This window comes from Bradyrhizobium ganzhouense (genome assembly GCF_049949285.1).
GTDB lineage: Bacteria > Pseudomonadota > Alphaproteobacteria > Rhizobiales > Xanthobacteraceae > Bradyrhizobium > Bradyrhizobium ganzhouense.
Map to the genome: position 1 here is coordinate 5,465,546 of NZ_CP181318.1, position 15,780 is coordinate 5,481,325.

Here is a 15,780-nt window from a genome sequence, read left to right on the forward strand (position 1 = left end):
CGTTCCATCTACTACAAGCAGACTTCAAACAGCTCGACGTTAAGTTCAGCCCCTCATCATTCCGGCAAGCCCGCCTTACGCAGGCCATCCTCTAGCCTTGCGAGGTCGTCAGGTCGACGAAACGGTTGCCATTCTTTGACAGTGGAAACTCGCATTGCGGGGGCGATTTCGCGCAGGCGCGCCATTGCTGCTTGCGCTTCGCTATCTCGACCCGCGAGCGCTCTCGACGCCGCTAGATCGCGTATTGCGGGGAGAAAATTCGTCCGCTCCCGCAGTGCCTTTTCAGCCCACAACGACGCCTCGTCATAACGACCAGCAACGAAATGAGCGAGCGCGACCGCGCCCAGGGTTCGGAAACTCATTGGATCGAGCGGGCTCAAGCGCATGGCATCGGTCACATGCTTGATGGCCATATCCGGTTCGCCGAGAAAGGCTTTTGTCCATCCGCTGTTGATCAAAGCTCCAGCGTGATTGGGATTGAGCGCGAGCGCTCGATCGAGAATGGCTGACCCGTTATCGAGATCGTGCGCAACAAAGACGAGCGCATAACCTGCACATGATAGTGCCGTGGCGTCATCCGCCCCTAAATCCACCGCCCGACGGGCGAGCCGTGCCGCTTCGGCGATCTCTTGAGCAGGGTTGGCCATCCACCTATTCGCCTTCCGCAAGACGAAACACCAAGCAGCCGTGCCGTATGCCGACGCAAACCCAGGGTCCAACTCGAAAGCCCTGTAAAATAGCCGCAGTGCCTCATCGCTGGATTCCCTGGTCCATTGATGAAGGCTAGCCATGCCGCGCAGATAATGGTCGTATGCATCGAGACTCTCGGTCGGCTTGCGCTTGGCGCGTTCAATCTCGACCTGTTCCAGCTTCGGCGCGATTGCACCCACCACGCGCGTTGTGACTCGGTCTTGTAGATCGAAAATGTCGTTTAACTCACCGTCATAGTGTTCCGCCCAAATATGATTGCCGGTTGCCGCGTCGATTAGCTGGGCGGTGATCCGCACGCGGTTGCCACTCTTGCGAACACTACCCTCGAGCACATAGCGAACGCCGAGTTCGCGTGCGACGCGCTTTACGTCGACTGCTTTACCTTTGTAGATGAACGACGAATTCCGGGCGATGACGAAGAACCAGCGCAGCTTCGACAGAGCTGTGATGATGTCTTCGGTGATGCCGTCGGCGAAATACTCCTGCTCGGCATCGCCGCTCATATTGGCGAACGGAAGCACGGCGAGGGACGGCCGATCGGAGACCGTCCGCTCCATCTTGCCGGCGGCGGTCGCCGATTTGCCTGGCGCAACTTGCTCGGCCAATTGAACGCGGTGAACGCCGACCGGACGTGCGATGTTTTTGACCGCCTGTTCTCCCAAGTCCTCAAAAGCAAAGCTGAGCTTATCGCGTACTTGATCATGCACGACGCCCGAAACCATGATCCCGCCGGGATCGGCCAGCGCCTCCAGACGCGCCGCCACATTGACGCCATCTCCGAAAATGTCATCGCCATCGAAAATGATGTCGCCGACGTTGATGCCGATGCGGAATTCGATGCGCTCGTCCGACGGAACCACGGCGTTACGCTCGGCCATGCCACGCTGGATATCGACCGCACAACGGACGGCGTCGACCACGCTCACGAACTCCACGAGCATTCCATCGCCCGTCGTTTTGACGATTCGGCCGCGATGTTCGGTGATCTTGGGATCGACAAGTTCCTTACGGTGGGCCTTGAGCTGGCGTAGCGTGCCTTCCTCATCGGCGCCCATCAGCCGGCTATAGCCGGCAATGTCGCCGGCGAAAATCGCGGCCAGCCTGCGGTCCACTTGATCTTTGGGCATATGATGGCTCCGGCGAGCCTGCAATTGCTCGGAAAGATAGCATAGAGAGACCTCGAACGTCAGTATCGATATCGCCAATCGGTGCCTTTCGCGAAGAGATAAGCGGCCTGTGGAGAGTGAGTTCAGGGGCGAACCGCGGCATTTCCGCATGGGGCCAACAGCGCCGCTTGATCCCTGATCCGAACCGATTCTACGTCCCGAACAATCTGAAAGCCGACGTGCCTTCAGGAGCTTACCGGCTGCCAAATGGCCCGCCTCACGAACCGAGGAAGCCATCATGGCTGACATCTCAAGCATTGCTGAAGTCGTATCCACGCGCGTCGCCTGGAATAAGGGCAAGATCGTTGGAGCGGGCCATCAGCAGACGTTTGACGCATTGACTACAACACCTCAAAAACATCTAGCGTTCGTGCGTTCGGCGAAAGCGAACCGCTGGCGATCGAGCAGATGCGGTTCAGCCAGTCGTATTTTTCCGAACTCGTCTCGAAGTAGGGCGTGGTGCGGAAATAGTAGGCTCCCGGGTCGACGATTTCGCCTCGATAAAGGCGATCCATGACTTCTTTCGGACCATGGCGAAGGCCCTTCCAGGCTGTGTAGATTTGATGGTTGTCGTCGGTCTCGAGAGTCAACCGCACGTCTACCTCCATCACGTCGTCGCGGCGGATCAAAGACCATCCGCCGCCACCCGGCAACACCTTGCCCTTGAGCTTCGGCCCGTCGAAGCTACCGCCGTCAAAATGAAAAATCCGGCGGCGGCCATAGGGGGTGTCGCCAAGAACGGATACTTGAATCTCTAGGGTGATCGTGAACAGAAACCTGGTGTTGATCTCTGGCATGCAGGACCTCCTGATGACTCGCATCTGCCATGTGCCGCGAAATCTATTGTAGGACCTTTGGTCTTAACTCGCACGGGGCCAGCGCGAGCGAGCGCAGGATGTAGATGCCGCCCAACAGCGCCAGCTTGTTCCAGCGCTGGCCGGCCCAGCTGAAGAACAGCGAGCCCAGCACGTTGAAGCCGCCGATCATGCCGAGCGTCTGCGCGCTGAGCATCGGGTCGAGGCTGCAGATCGCCAGATAAGACGGCAGATGCGTGTTTCCGCGTGGCGGTCGAGGCAGGATCAGTCTTCGCTCCTGCCTGCCTGATTGGCGCGCAAGCGGCCAAGTCGCCGAGATCAAGTAAGATCGGCCAATGCTGCTGAGTTTTACGGGGCGCTCGCGACCCCGTTTTTATTTGCGGCCAATGGTCGTAGCCTCCACGTCCATGATCGCGGCCTTGGACGAGGGACATGTCGGTGGCTATTCGGTCGCTTATGGCCGCGACGATACTTATTTCCCGGTCTACGTCACGGCGGCGCTGGCCGCGATCTTCTGCACGGCCGCGCTTCTCACCGGCGCGCTCTACTGGCTTGCGCTCGCGGCACTCGCGGCCGGGTTTACCTACTACAACATTCCGCTGCTCGAGACCGGCCGTCCCACGATCGGCGCGAACCAATACGGTATCTTCATTCAGGCCTTCGGCCTGATCCGGTGGCGCGCCGTCGAGCGCATCGATCTTGTCGAGATCGCCGAGCGCGCCATGACGGTGCATGAACTCCAGATCGTGCTGAACGCGCCGCTCACCAGCGCGCTGGTGGCCGACTGGCGCAAGCAGCCGGTCTGGCGCTGGCTGATGCGCCTGCCCTGGCGGATGAGCCACACCAACATGGTGCGGATCAATGTCGAGCCGTTCGATCAGCCGCCGGACATGATCCATCGCACCTTCCTGCGGATGTGGCGCTACTACCGCAGCTAGCGACCAAGCATGCATCACGTCCTCAGCACGAGGTGTGCGTAGGCCTCTGCCCTCATGCCGTAGGTCCATGCGACCGCTTCGCGCGCCGTGCGCAGATTGGCCGGCACCTGGAGGAAGAAATGCCTGCGCGTGCCGTCCGGCTCAGGCGTCGCGTTGACGACCTCCACGGCCGCCCAGGCATCCGCGGCGAGCCAGTTGCGGCGCCACAGGATTCCGGTCTCGTCCTCGGCCACACGGGTGGCGCCGCCGAGCGCGACGTAACGTTCCGGCGTCATGATCTCGATCATGCAGCGGCGGACCTGGACGTCGACTTGCTCGTCGATCGCAGCGAGCGTGATCCGGTCCCGATGTTCGATGATCCAGCGGGGCACCTCCGCCCCGCGCCAGGCCCAGATCGACCAGCCGTCGGGATAACGCAGCGCCGGACCGCCTGCGTGATGCAGCCGGTCGCGCGCGTCACCGCACATGAGGTTCGGTCGATCCGCGAGCCAGCAGGTGCGCTCGTGCGGCAGCAGCCAGCCCACACTCGTTGCGAGCCGCATCAGGCCGCGTAGCGGCTCCGTCTCAGCGCGCAGACCAAGGACCTCGCGGAGATAATCGTAAGCGCCAAGCCAGGACAGATCGTGCGGCCCCGCTGCGCAACGCGAAAAGCCCCGCGGGGCGGTGAGGGCCTGCAGCACGTCGGGGAACGACAGACCGGTTCGGCGCAGCTGGCCCAGCATGGACAGATTCTGCCCCGGCACGTTCCGTATCACCGCCTCAGCCGCAGCGGCGACCAGCAGGTCGGCGGGATTGACTGCGCTGTCGACCGCGGCAAGCACCTTCCGGTGCACCCGCGCTTCGACTCGCGAAGCTATGCGCCGGCGCAGGCGATCGACGAGACGAAAGCGCACATTGCGGCCGTCATCGCGCGACATCCGGACGGCAAGCCCGGCCAGCGCCAGCGGGCTGTCGCACCATACGATGCGGGCCGGCGGCTCCAGTCCTGCGGCCTGATAAGCAAGCCGCACGCCCTGTTCCGCGGCGCCGCGATCGGCAGGTGCAGTCGAACGCCATATGGCTCTCCACCGCGCACGGTAGTCGCCAAACGCCGCCGTCTGCTCCGCGGACAGCGCCCGCTCAGTCGGCGAGGACACGCGCATCCCGAGGCCCGAGCTCGCGCTGGCGACGCACCCGATAGGTCCCTCGCCGCAGCGTCAACGGCGCATGTTCCTGATGCGTCACGCGCGCATAGGCCGAGGCGATCAGGAGATGCCCGACATAGAGCCCGGCCGGAATGTCGCGCGCCAGATCGTCGTCGCGAAACAGCGTCACGCGCTCGCGGATCGCGTGACAGTGTCCCGTGGCCTCGCCCTCCAGGAGGACCAGCGGCACACCTTCGGCGGCTTCGGCGAGCGTTCCCGATGGCGCCACATCGGGTACCCGCTCAATCAGCAGATCACCTTGCGCAAAGATCTCGGTCATCGTGCCTTCTCCCGTGCCGGCGCATCCGCTGGGCACGCGGATGGCCGGATTGGTTCAACATCGTCATCGGCGATCTACCCTAGTGCACGACCTCGCCATGCAGTGCGAGGTCGAGACCGTCGCGCTCCATATCCTCCGACACCCGCAAACCGATAAACAGCTTGATCACGTACAGGATGATCAGGCTGACGACGGCGTCGTAGACAAAGACCGTGGCGACGCCGATGCACTGGTTGATGAACTGGCCCGGATTTCCCTCCAGAGCCCCCGCGGTGCCGCCATATTGCTCGACGGCGAAGATGCCGGTAAGCAGCGCGCCGACAATGCCTCCGACGGCGTGGACGCCGAAACAATCGAGCGCGTCGTCATAACTGAACATGCTCTTGAGTCCGGTGCATCCCCAGTAGCAGAGGACACCGGCCGCGATGCCGATCACGAAAGCGCCGATCGGGCTGACGAAGCCGGACGCGGGCGTGATGGCGACGAGGCCCGCAACCGCGCCCGAGCAGATGCCGACGACCGTCGGCTTGCCCTTGAGCGACCACTCGACCAGCATCCAGGTAAAGCCGGCAACGGCGGTCGCGATCTGCGTCACCAGCATCGCCATGCCGGCCTGCATGCCTGCCGTCACCGCGGAGCCCGCGTTGAAGCCGAACCAGCCGACCCACAGCAGCGAGGCGCCGATGAAGGTCAGCACCATGTTGTGGGCCGGTCCCGCCTCCTTGCGCTTGCCGAGCATGATGGCGCACATCAGGCCCGCCACGCCGGCATTGATATGCACGACGGTCCCGCCGGCGAAGTCGAGCACCTTGACCCAAGCAGCGTCGTTGCCGGAGGAGAAGATGCCGTCAGGGCCCCACACCCAATGCGCGATCGGCGCATAGACGAAGATCGCCCACAGGCCGATGAACCAGAGCATCGCGGAGAATTTCATCCGCTCGGCGAAGGCCCCTGCGATCAGCGCGGGCGTGATGATCGCGAACGTCATCTGGAAGCAGATGTAGACGCTTTCGGGAATCGTCGCCGCGAGCGGATTGGGGTTGCCGATCCCGCCCTTGCCGATGTCGCTGAGGATGTCCCTCAGGAACATGCGGTCGAACCCGCCGATGAACGGCGTGCCGGCGCGGAAGGCCAGGCTGTAGGTCAGGATCGCGAACAGGATGGTGACGAGGCAGGTCACCGCAAAGCTGGTCATCACGGTGTCGCCCACGTTCTTCTTGCGCACCATGCCGCCATAGAACAGCCCAAGCCCCGGGACCGTCATCATCAGCACCAGCGCAACGGAGGTGAGCATCCAGGCGGTGTCGCCGGGATTGGGCGTACACTTCTCGAGGATCTTGCCGCCGCAGGCAGGCGGGGCCGCATCCTCCGCGAACGCAACGTCGCCGATGGCGAGGTAGAGAAGCGCAATTCCCAGCTGCGCGACCACCAATGTCACGAGCCTTTGGCGCGTGGATGTTCTTGAGTCCATCATCGTCCTCCCAAGTCGCAAGAGATGTCTTCTGGGCATTGTTTGAATGGAACCGCAGAGATGATCATTCGCGCCGGCGCGACGACGCCAGCGTGATCAGCTCGGATTTTCGGGACACAATGATCGCGGCTCGGCGCGATGAGGTCGTCGAGCGTCGATGGCTGGAGACTGGCATCGACCAGCCTCATGGCTTATCGGCCTTTCCCTTGTCGCCAGATCGGAAAGCGTCAGCGACGGTTCCAATTCTTGGTCAAAGGACAAGCAAGATTCGCACCGTCGACGCGATTCATTCAAGCTGCTGAATGCGCAGCGATTCCAGTTTGCTGCTTTGCGGCAATCTCGCCGCGCGCTGCTTCACTCAGCAGCGCATCGCCCAACTAATGAGCAGCGGCTGCCGATGCCTATGCGGTTCGCAGCACGGGTGGCGCGGCCACGGAGTGACGCGGGCAACTCGAGGTAGGAGCCGAATGCATTGCCTGCTAACGGCAATCGCGATTGGTCCCTGAAGTCGATTAAGCTTTGGCAGCCTACCTCACCATCGCATCGAAAATCGGCGGCGCCAACTCCGTCTCGATCCGCCCGCGTTGCGATGGTGACTGCATCATGCAGAGCGCAAACAAATCGTCATTCGGGTCAACGAAGAAAAAGGCGCCGGCCACGCCATCCCATCCATATATGCCCGGCGGCCACGGCCTCTTCGGCTGCGGCGATGTGAGCACGGCAACGCCCAATCCGAATCCGGCGTGGACTGCCAGAAAATAGATATTGGCGGGTGCGATTCCGCTCCCGGGACCGATTTGGTCCGACGTCATCAGGGCCACCGTCTCCGGCTTCAGATAGCGTCGTCCGTCAAGCGTGCCGCCATTCAAGAGCATCTGCACAAAGCGCGCGTAGTCGCCGGTTGTCCCTACCATTCCGGCACCACCGGATTCCCAGCGCCTATGCACCATCGGGTCCCTGATTCCGGCAATGGGTGGGTCTATCAGATCATCCGGCAGGAACTGGGCAACCAGCGGGCGCTTCGCCTCGTCCGCGACAAAAAACGCGGTATGGCTCATGCCAAGGGGATCCAGCAGCCGCTCCTTCTCGAACTGAAACAGCGATTGTCCCGAAACTACCTCGATCACCCTCCCGAGCACATCGACGGAATGGCTATAGGTCCACGTCGTGCCCGGCTGCTCGGCGAGCGGCAGCTTCGCCAGGCGCGCAGCGAACTCCGCGTTGTCAAAATCGCCGTCGTAAAGGTCGGCCTGCCGATAGAGTTTTTGCACGGGGCCGTCGCCGTAAAACCCGTAGGTGATACCGGAAGTCTGTCGCATCAGATCGAGTATGGTGATCGGGCGCTTGAGCGGTTCCAGCGTAAACACTGGCTTTCCAGTCGCGTCGGGCTTTTCCACGCCGACCTTTACGTCGGCAAAGGCCGGAATGTATTTGGAGAGGGGGTCATCGAGCGACAGCTTGCCGTCGTCGACCAGCATGAGCGCGGCAACCGATGTGATCGGCTTCGACATCGAATAGAACCGAAAGATGGTGTCATCCGTCATCGGCACCTTGGTTGCGACGTCGCGCAGGCCGAATTTTTCGTAATAGACTGGCTTTCCGTGCTGCTGGATCAACAGGATCGCGCCGGGAATTTTACCGATCGCGATCTCATGTCGCAGATAATCACCGATCCGCTGAAGGCCCGGTTGCGAAAAGCTTCGCGCGGCCGGCGTATCTCCAAACGTGGCGTTCAAACTTGCAGCAACGAGCGCGGCGACGAGCGCGAACGCCACCCACCTTGCCACCGCCTTGATTTGTTGGCCCGCTCGCGTCAGACTTTCAAAATAGGCCGAGGTACCGCGTGACGAGGATGTGCTAAACATGTGAACCTCGCCACAATGGCCCCTGTGTCGAGCCGCCCTTGTTGCGGTTGCGAACGAGCCTGCTGCTGCTTTTCTCGCTCAGCAACTGAGATCGCTCTGGAAAGACTATCCTGCAGTGCATTCCGAGCTGGCGGTATGAGCTTGACACAGATCAACAAAGACCAGCCGCTATCCTTGCTCCTGATGCTGGCGCTTTGCTCTTGCGTCTCTAGTTAGTTTAGAATGATTTCCTCCGGCGTGGAAGCCATCGCGTGGCGGCTATGGGTGGCGTCCGCTGTAGGCTCCCAAGCTGGCGGCAGCAACCCGCGCGCCCGCCTACGCCGTCCGCAATACCGGCGATGGCGGCTGCGACGGACGGATCAGCGCGAATGCGACCTGGATGATGCCGCCGGCGAGACCCAGCGCGACGCCGATGCGCCAGGCCATGTTGTAGGAGCCGAGTGCGTCGTAGATCACCCCTCCTCCGTAGGCGCCGAGGAAGCTGCCGATCTGGTGGCTCATGAAGGCGAGGCCCTGGATCATGGCCTGCCAGCGCAGACCGAACATCTCGGCAACCGCACCTGCAACCAGCGGGCCGACGCCCATCCAGAGGAAGCCCATGATGGCGCCGAACAGCAGCGTCGAGAATGGTGTCGCGGGCAGCATGAAATACCAAGCCAGTGCGAGCGAGCGCAGGATGTAGATGCCGCCGAGCAGCGCCAGCTTGTTCCAGCGCTGGCCGGCCCAGCCGAAGAACAACGAGCCCAGCACGTTGAAGCCGCCGATCATGCCGAGCGTCTGCGCGCTCAGCATCGGGTCGAGGCCGCAGATTGCGAGATAAGACGGCAGATGCGTGGTGAGGAACACGAGCTGCATGCCGCAGACCAGATAGGCGCAGGTCATCACCACGAAGGAGGCATTGCCGAACGCTGCCTTCGCGACGGACGCAGCCGTGGCGTCGCCGATGTCATCGGCCGCCGGCTTCGGCAGCGGGATGGCGTCGACGCGGCCGGCGTACCAGGCGGCAGGGATCATCAGCACCGACATCACGACGAAGCCGGCAAGCCCGATGCGCCAGCCAAAGCCCTCGTTGAGCATCTGCCCGATCGGCGCCGACAGCAGCGCCCCGAGCGAGCCCGCGCCGGAAACGATGCCGAGCACGGTCGAGCGCACCGTCGCAGGGACCGCGCGCGCTGCCACCGACATCGCGATCGCAGCCGCGGTGCAGGCAAGCGAGGTGCCGATCAGCACGCCGGCACCGATCATGATGCCGACGAGGCCGTTCGCGGTCGTCATCAGGATGAGGCCCGCGATGTACATCACCGCGCCCACGATCATGATGGGACGGAAGCCGTAGCGCACCGTCATCGCGCCGGCCAGCGGCTGGAGAAAGCCCCAGGCGAGATTTTGCACGGCCAGCGCCAGCGTGAAGTCCGACACCGAGAGATGAATGTCGTGCGTCAGCGGCTGCATGAAGATGCCGAGCGACTGCCGCAGCCCCATGCTCAGCGTCAGCATGATCGAAGCGCCGATCAGGATCGGCAATGTCGGGCGCAGGACCTGCAACAGGGGCATTGTTGTTCTCCCTCATGGGCACGGCACGCGTGCCGGGGTCTGCCATTCGCGTTGATTTTGATTACACAGACCTGTGTAATTAGTCTATAGAAGGGTCGGACTGTCAAGCCACGACAAGCTCAACAGGATATTCGTCGCCGCATGGCTCCCCCGCCCGCCCCACAGACGATGAAAGAGCGGATCCTCGAGACCGCCGACAAGCTGTTCTATCTGCAAGGCATTCGCGCCATCGGCGTCGACACCATCGCGGCCGAGATCGGCATCTCCAAGCGCACGCTCTACAACCACTTCCCCTCCAAGGACGCGCTGATCGCTGCCTATCTGGAGCGCCGTTTCGTGCATGCGCGCCCCTCCGACAAGCCGCCGGCCGAGCAAATTCTCGGCACCTTCGATTCGCTGGAGCGCCGGTTTGCGGCCAAGGATTTTCGCGGCTGTCCGTTCGTGAATGCGGTGGCCGAGCTCGGCCCCTCCGACCGCGCCGTGAAGAAGATCGCCATCGCCTTCAAGGAAAGCCGCCGCGTCTGGTTTCGCGAGCGGTTGGCCGAGCTCGGCGTTGCGGAGGCAGACGCGCTCGCGACACAGCTCGTGCTGCTGGTCGACGGCTCCATCGCGCAGGATCTCGTCCGCGACGATCCCGCAATGGCGCGCGCGGCGAAGGAAGCGGCGAAGGTGTTGCTGCGGAATGCGGGGGTGGATGTGGGTGGTGGTGCGAAGCGCGCGCCGCAATAACAGCGCTTGGATACTTCTGAGAGAGCCGGACAGAGAGTTGCCAAACAGCTCAGCCACTGCGAAATTGAGAGGAAGCACCACCAACGAGTCAGACGCTCTCCATGCTCATTTGGATCATTTTGCTTTCGCCGTGGGTTGCACTACTGGGCATTGTCCTTTGGGATAGCGACCGCGACGCTCTCACAACGAAACTACCTGCGAAAGCATGGGCCGCGATTATCATGCTGATCGCCGCACTCATTTTTCAACCACAGATCGCGGATCTCATCTCGCGAACTAAGGCGATCAAAATAGATGTATCGAAAAGGACCGCAGAAGCAGAGTTCGGCGAAACCGTCCAGAAGCAAATTGCTGAAATCGGCGAGCTGGAGAAAGACACAAAAGCGATTGTCGATGCTGCATCTGTCTCGTTAGACAGATCAATAATCGTCGCTTGGAAACTGCTTGAAGGGAAGATCAGAAGGCTGCTAGCAGCGACGCATTGGAATGAAGGGGTTTACGTTGACGTGCGACATGGCTTCGAGACTCTCGTTAGCTTAGGCGTCCTCGCGAAAAACGATCTCAATAACCTCAAAGTCTTGGAAGATGAGTACGTTCGGGTGACATCGCACAAGGCCCAAGGCGACAAATCCGCAAGCACATCGGCAGTTATAACCGCCATTCAGCTACTCAAGGGGCTTCATTCTATCGCACTTCAAGACAACATAGTTGAAGCGACCAGCATCAAGCTTTACAGCGACCCGTCGTGCAAGTCTGAGATCGTTGGCGCGACAGGGCTGCTCATCAAACAGGTGATGGTTGAGGGGCTTGAAACTCGATATGGCGTTTTTCCGACAACGAGGACCGACTACAAGGTCGGAGAGCACCTGACGTGGGATTGGAATCTTTCTCGCATCTGGCGCGAATTCTGTTTCAAGAATCCAAGAACCGGTGCAGTCGAAAGAGGGGCGGCTGCAGAATTCGTCGGCTCGGACATAGACAGTTTGCGATAGCTCAAAGTCCTGAGAACATCTGGCATGCTCCCTTGAACAGTGGGCGGTCAACGCTGTTTTGTGCTCAGCCGCCGTGGCGCCATTGGCGCCGGTAAGACCGTTGCAGATACGAACGCATTCGCAACGCAACTCGTGCTGCAAGTCATCAGCTCCGTCGCGCAAGACCTTGTGCGTGATGCCCCGGCGATGGCACACGCCGCGAAGGTGTTGTTGCGGAATGCGGGGGTGGATGTCGGTGGCGATGTTGCTAAGCCGGTGAAGGCCAATCGGCCGTAGCGATCACCGTCCCAACACCCAGCGCCCGATGATGACATCGTGCCCCTGTTTTGCCCGACGTGTCAAATGCCGGTGCGACCGGCACAGGCCGCCGCGCGACTCGCGCAAGTCATTGATCCCGCTACGGCCGGCTACTGTGCATGGGGTTGTTTTCGCGTGTTTGTGTCGCCGCCGGCCGTCAAGCCGCCTGCGACACCACGCGATTGCGCCCGTCGTGCTTGGCGCGGTAGAGCGCGGTGTCGGCGCGCTTGAGGACGTCGGCCACCGCCTCTCCCTTCTGCTCCAGCGTGGTGAGCCCGATCGAGATCGTGACCTCGATGCGCTTGGTGCCCTTGTGGACGGCGAACGGCTCGCCCGCGATCGAGCGGCGCAGGCGCTCGGCGACCATGCCGGCGACGTGGAGATCGGTCTCCGGCATCACGATGACGAACTCCTCGCCGCCGTAGCGGCAGGCGAGATCGATGCCGCGGATCGACTTGCGCACGCGCACCGCAAATTCGCGCAGCACGTCGTCGCCAGCGTCGTGGCCGTAATTGTCGTTGATCGACTTGAAATAGTCGATGTCCAAGATCATCAGCGCCAGCGGCTTGCCGCGGGTCGAGGCCTGCTCGGCCAGCGTCGCCAGATGGCTCTCCATGTAGCGGCGATTGTGCAGGCCGGTGAGCGCGTCGGTGATCGCCATCTCGATCGAGTTCTGCACGTTGTCGCGCAAATGATCGGTGTAGCGGCGGCGGCGGATCTGGGTGCGGGCGCGCGCCAAGAGCTCGGTCTTGTCGATCGGGCGCAGCAGATAGTCGTTGACGCCGATCTCGAGGCCGCGGAGCAGCCGCGTGGCATTTTCCGCTTCCGCAATCGCCAGGATCGGCACGTGGCGGGTGCGCTCCAGCGAACGGGCCTGGCTGCATAGCCGCAGGCCATCGAAATTGTTCAGGTCGAGCGAGACGATCAGCAGATCGTAATTGCCTTCGGCGGCATGGAACAGCGCCTCGGTCGGATTCGGCTCGACGTCGATGGTGTGCTCGGCGGCGAGGATCGTCGCCAGCCGCTCAAAGGACGATTGCCGGTCGTCGACCAGCAGGATGCGGCCGCCCTTGCCCGCATCGGCGATGGCGCTGCGCTCGGGCGCCTGCATGCCTATCTCGAGCGAGGTGATGGCGCGCATGCGCAGCTCGTCCGTCATCATCTTCAGCCGCGTCAGCGAGCGCACGCGCGCGATCAGCACGACGTCGGAGACGGGCTTGGTAAGAAAATCGTCGGCGCCGGCTTCGAGGCCGCGGTTGCGGTCGGCGGGGCTGTCCAGCGCGGTCACCATCACGACGGGAATGTGGTGCGTGGCCGGGTCGGTCTTGAGGCGGCGGCAGACTTCAAAGCCGTCCATGTCGGGCATCATCACGTCGAGCAGGATGATGTCGCATTCGGCGCGGCGGGCCAGCGCCAGCGCCTCGGTGCCGTTCGAGGCGGTCATCACGTCGAAATATTCGGCCGACAGACGAGCTTCGAGCAGTTTGACGTTGGCGGGAACGTCGTCGACAACCAGGATACGCGCGGACACTGTGAACTCACTTCCTATCCGATAAAACGCCGGACCGTCTCAATGAATTTGCCGACCGAGATCGGCTTGGACAAATAGGCTTCGCAGCCGCCCTCGCGGATGCGCTCTTCGTCGCCCTTCATCGCGAAGGCCGTGACCGCGACGACGGGAATGGCGCGCAGCTCCGGATCGTCCTTGATCCAGCGCGTCACCTCGAGGCCGGAGACCTGCGGCAATTGGATATCCATCAGCACGAGGTCGGGCCGCATCTTGCGCACGAGGTCGAGCGCCTCGTAGCCGTTGCTGGTGCCGGAGGTCTGGTAGCCGTGCGCCTCCAACAGGTCGCGGAAGAGCTTCATGTTGAGCTCGTTGTCTTCCACGATCAGGACGGTCTTAGCCATCCCGCCCTCCTGTTTGGTCCTGACGACCGATGCATGTGACGCCTCAGGCGCCGCTTTCCGGCGCTTCGAAAACTGGATTCAAACTAGCCTCAGATTCGCTCTAGTTTCGTTAAACCCGAGGGGCCACTTTCTGCGATGTGGTTTCCAGTTGCTTGTCTGGGCCCGCAAGACTCGAGGCCAAGACTCAGTCCCAAGACTCGGGCATATTCCAAAGTAGACACCGAAAGTTAACGGAAAGGCAAACCGGGCCCGTGAAAAAGCCTGTTCACAACCCTCGCGAAGTCGCTGAAATCGTTGCGATTCAGGCGCTGTCCTTTATTGCGGGCGACCCTGAAAGGCTGGGCCTGTTCCTGGCTGAGACAGGGGTCGGCCCGGAGACGCTCCGGAACGCCGCCTCGGACCCGAATTTCCTGCTCAGCGTGCTCGATTTCGTGCTGCGCGATGACGACACCGTGAAGGCCTTTGCCAAGGCCTCGGAACTGCATCCGACCAACGTTGCCGCAGCGCGGCAGGTGCTGGGCGACGCGCTCGGCGACCGGACCTGGGAGCGCGACGTGCCGTGAGCGCCGCCGATCCGGCCGGGCCCCGCTGCTTCTGCCGGGATTGTCTGGCCGATCTGGATGTGGCCGTGCGGCGCTGTTCCGCCTGCGGCTCCCCTCGCCTCGTCCGCCACCGTGCGCTCGCGGGCCTGACCATCGCCCATATCGATTGCGACGCCTTCTATGCGACGGTCGAGAAGCGCGACAATCCGGATATCGCCGACAAGCCCGTCATCATCGGCGGGGGAAAACGCGGCGTGGTTTCGGCCGCCTGCTACATCGCGCGCACCTATGGCGTGCGCTCGGCGATGCCGATGTTCAAAGCGCTGGAAGCCTGTCCGCATGCGACCGTGATCCCGCCAGACATGGCGAAGTATGTCCGGGTCGGCCGCGAGGTGCGCCAGGCCATGCAGGCGCTGACGCCGCTGGTCGAGCCGCTGTCGATCGACGAGGCCTTTCTCGATCTTTCCGGCACCGAGCGCGTGCACGGCATGATCCCGGCAAAGGTGCTGGCGCGCTTCGCCCGCGACGTCGAACGCGATGTCGGCATCTCCGTCTCGGTCGGCCTGTCCTGCAACAAGTTTTTGGCCAAGATCGCTTCCGATCTCGACAAGCCGCGCGGCTTTGCGGCGCTCGATCAGGAGGAAGCGCGCACGATGCTGGCGGAGAAGCCGGTCGGCTTCATCTTCGGCGTGGGACCAGCGACGCAGGAGCGCCTCATGCAGCGCGGCTTCCGCATCATCGCCGACCTGCAAAAGGCCGACGAGATCGAGCTGATGCGGCAGTTTCCGAGCGACGGCCGCAGGCTGTGGCGGCTCGCCCGCGGCATCGACGACCGCCGTGTCGAGGCCGATCGCGGCGCCAAGACGATTTCCAGCGAAACCACCTTCGAAACCGACATCCGCGATTTCGCGTCGCTGGAAAAAATCTTGTGGCGGCTGTGCGAGAGAACGTCGTCGCGCCTCAAGAGCAGCGAGCTCGCGGGCTCGACCGTCACGCTGAAGCTGAAGACCTCCGACTTCCGTCAGCGTACGCGCTCGCAGTCGATCGCAGCCCCGACGCAGCTCGCAGCGAAGATCTTCTCGATCTGCCGCGAGATGCTGGCGAAAGAAATCGACGGCACAGCCTTCCGCCTGATGGGCGCCGGCGTCAGCGCGCTGCGCGAAGGCTCCCCCGCCGACGACACCGACATGCTCGACCGCCGCGCCGTGCATGCCGAGCGGGCGGTGGACAGCCTGCGCAAGAAGTTCGGCAGCGCCGCCGTCATTCGGGGCATCGCGTATGACGGGCCGGAGAAATCGCATGAATGAGTTGGCAGCGACGGAGGT

At 62.5% G+C, this 15,780-nt stretch carries 14 protein-coding genes and 1 pseudogene; 5 read left to right on the forward strand and 10 right to left on the reverse strand.

Translation table 11 applies throughout. The annotated features are described in order from the left end of the window. Positions 1–56: 56 nt before the first annotated feature. The 3 genes and pseudogenes from ACLFLU_RS25120 to ACLFLU_RS25130 form a co-directional block, all read right to left on the reverse strand. The gene (locus tag ACLFLU_RS25120) at positions 57–1,838 is read right to left on the reverse strand and encodes an adenylate/guanylate cyclase domain-containing protein (RefSeq protein WP_426407506.1); all 1,782 of its coding nucleotides are present in this window, start codon (positions 1,836–1,838) and stop codon (positions 57–59) included. A gap of 380 nt (positions 1,839–2,218) precedes the next feature. After that, positions 2,219–2,674, reverse strand: a complete 456-nt coding sequence (locus tag ACLFLU_RS25125; protein WP_426407507.1) for a DUF3237 domain-containing protein — start codon at positions 2,672–2,674, stop codon at positions 2,219–2,221. Positions 2,675–2,750: 76 nt separating this feature from the next. Next, positions 2,751–2,930, reverse strand: a pseudogene (locus ACLFLU_RS25130) (MFS transporter); the annotation flags it as partial. A 169-nt stretch (positions 2,931–3,099) separates the two neighbouring features. Between ACLFLU_RS25130 and ACLFLU_RS25135 the strand changes: the two are divergent. Next, entirely contained in the window at positions 3,100–3,630 is a 531-nt protein-coding gene (locus ACLFLU_RS25135; protein WP_148773877.1) for a hypothetical protein, read from the forward strand. Positions 3,631–3,644: 14 nt separating this feature from the next. On the opposite strand, the gene ACLFLU_RS25140 is transcribed toward ACLFLU_RS25135, so the two are convergent. The 5 genes from ACLFLU_RS25140 to ACLFLU_RS25160 all read right to left on the reverse strand — a co-directional run bounded on the left by ACLFLU_RS25140 (position 3,645) and on the right by ACLFLU_RS25160 (position 9,984). Continuing rightward, a complete protein-coding gene (locus tag ACLFLU_RS25140) occupies positions 3,645–4,766 on the reverse strand; it encodes a DUF6745 domain-containing protein (protein WP_426407508.1) in 1,122 nt (373 codons plus the stop codon). Next, entirely contained in the window at positions 4,750–5,094 is a 345-nt protein-coding gene (locus tag ACLFLU_RS25145; protein WP_426407509.1) for a hypothetical protein, read from the reverse strand. The genes ACLFLU_RS25140 and ACLFLU_RS25145 overlap by 17 nt, the downstream gene beginning before the upstream one ends. A gap of 79 nt (positions 5,095–5,173) precedes the next feature. Beyond that, a complete protein-coding gene (locus ACLFLU_RS25150) occupies positions 5,174–6,568 on the reverse strand; it encodes an ammonium transporter (RefSeq protein WP_426407510.1) in 1,395 nt (464 codons plus the stop codon). Positions 6,569–7,092: 524 nt separating this feature from the next. After that, the gene (locus tag ACLFLU_RS25155) at positions 7,093–8,430 is read right to left on the reverse strand and encodes a serine hydrolase domain-containing protein (protein WP_426407511.1); all 1,338 of its coding nucleotides are present in this window, start codon (positions 8,428–8,430) and stop codon (positions 7,093–7,095) included. A gap of 315 nt (positions 8,431–8,745) precedes the next feature. Further along, positions 8,746–9,984, reverse strand: a complete 1,239-nt coding sequence (locus tag ACLFLU_RS25160; protein ID WP_426407512.1) for an MFS transporter — start codon at positions 9,982–9,984, stop codon at positions 8,746–8,748. Between the two features lie 141 nt (positions 9,985–10,125). Between ACLFLU_RS25160 and ACLFLU_RS25165 the strand changes: the two genes are divergently transcribed. Together ACLFLU_RS25165 and ACLFLU_RS25170 are read left to right on the forward strand one after the other, a co-directional pair. Beyond that, positions 10,126–10,713, forward strand: a complete 588-nt coding sequence (locus ACLFLU_RS25165; protein WP_426407513.1) for a TetR/AcrR family transcriptional regulator — start codon at positions 10,126–10,128, stop codon at positions 10,711–10,713. A 101-nt stretch (positions 10,714–10,814) separates the two neighbouring features. Continuing rightward, positions 10,815–11,705, forward strand: a complete 891-nt coding sequence (locus ACLFLU_RS25170) for a hypothetical protein (RefSeq protein WP_426407514.1) — start codon at positions 10,815–10,817, stop codon at positions 11,703–11,705. 454 nt (positions 11,706–12,159) lie between these two features. Here ACLFLU_RS25170 and ACLFLU_RS25175 read toward each other — a convergent pair whose 3' ends face one another. Together ACLFLU_RS25175 and ACLFLU_RS25180 are read right to left on the reverse strand one after the other, a co-directional pair. Beyond that, a complete protein-coding gene (locus tag ACLFLU_RS25175; protein WP_426407515.1) occupies positions 12,160–13,533 on the reverse strand; it encodes a PleD family two-component system response regulator in 1,374 nt (457 codons plus the stop codon). 14 nt (positions 13,534–13,547) lie between these two features. Further along, on the reverse strand, positions 13,548–13,913 hold the full coding sequence (locus ACLFLU_RS25180; protein WP_008566616.1) for a response regulator: 366 nt from the start codon (positions 13,911–13,913) through the stop codon (positions 13,548–13,550). A 251-nt stretch (positions 13,914–14,164) separates the two neighbouring features. On the opposite strand from ACLFLU_RS25180, the gene ACLFLU_RS25185 reads away from it, so the two are divergent. Further along, the gene (locus tag ACLFLU_RS25185) at positions 14,165–14,476 is read left to right on the forward strand and encodes a DUF3572 domain-containing protein (RefSeq protein WP_194468088.1); all 312 of its coding nucleotides are present in this window, start codon (positions 14,165–14,167) and stop codon (positions 14,474–14,476) included. Continuing rightward, positions 14,473–15,762 (forward strand): DNA polymerase IV, encoded by a 1,290-nt coding sequence (locus ACLFLU_RS25190; RefSeq protein WP_426407516.1) that lies wholly within the window; start codon positions 14,473–14,475, stop codon positions 15,760–15,762. The genes ACLFLU_RS25185 and ACLFLU_RS25190 overlap by 4 nt, the downstream gene beginning before the upstream one ends. Positions 15,763–15,780 lie beyond the last annotated feature (18 nt).

Excerpts from the sequence above, each read along its gene's own strand:
- ACLFLU_RS25155 (WP_426407511.1), bottom strand. The coding sequence starts at position 8,430 with ATGTTTAGCACATCCTCGTCACGCGGTACCTCGGCCTATTTTGAAAGT.
- ACLFLU_RS25120 (WP_426407506.1), bottom strand. The coding sequence starts at position 1,838 with ATGCCCAAAGATCAAGTGGACCGCAGGCTGGCCGCGATTTTCGCCGGC.
- ACLFLU_RS25165 (WP_426407513.1), top strand. The coding sequence starts at position 10,126 with ATGGCTCCCCCGCCCGCCCCACAGACGATGAAAGAGCGGATCCTCGAG.
- ACLFLU_RS25160 (WP_426407512.1), bottom strand. The coding sequence starts at position 9,984 with ATGCCCCTGTTGCAGGTCCTGCGCCCGACATTGCCGATCCTGATCGGC.
- ACLFLU_RS25150 (WP_426407510.1), bottom strand. The coding sequence starts at position 6,568 with ATGATGGACTCAAGAACATCCACGCGCCAAAGGCTCGTGACATTGGTG.
- ACLFLU_RS25170 (WP_426407514.1), top strand. The coding sequence starts at position 10,815 with ATGCTCATTTGGATCATTTTGCTTTCGCCGTGGGTTGCACTACTGGGC.
- ACLFLU_RS25145 (WP_426407509.1), bottom strand. The coding sequence starts at position 5,094 with ATGACCGAGATCTTTGCGCAAGGTGATCTGCTGATTGAGCGGGTACCC.
- ACLFLU_RS25125 (WP_426407507.1), bottom strand. The coding sequence starts at position 2,674 with ATGCCAGAGATCAACACCAGGTTTCTGTTCACGATCACCCTAGAGATT.
- ACLFLU_RS25180 (WP_008566616.1), bottom strand. The coding sequence starts at position 13,913 with ATGGCTAAGACCGTCCTGATCGTGGAAGACAACGAGCTCAACATGAAG.
- ACLFLU_RS25135 (WP_148773877.1), top strand. The coding sequence starts at position 3,100 with ATGATCGCGGCCTTGGACGAGGGACATGTCGGTGGCTATTCGGTCGCT.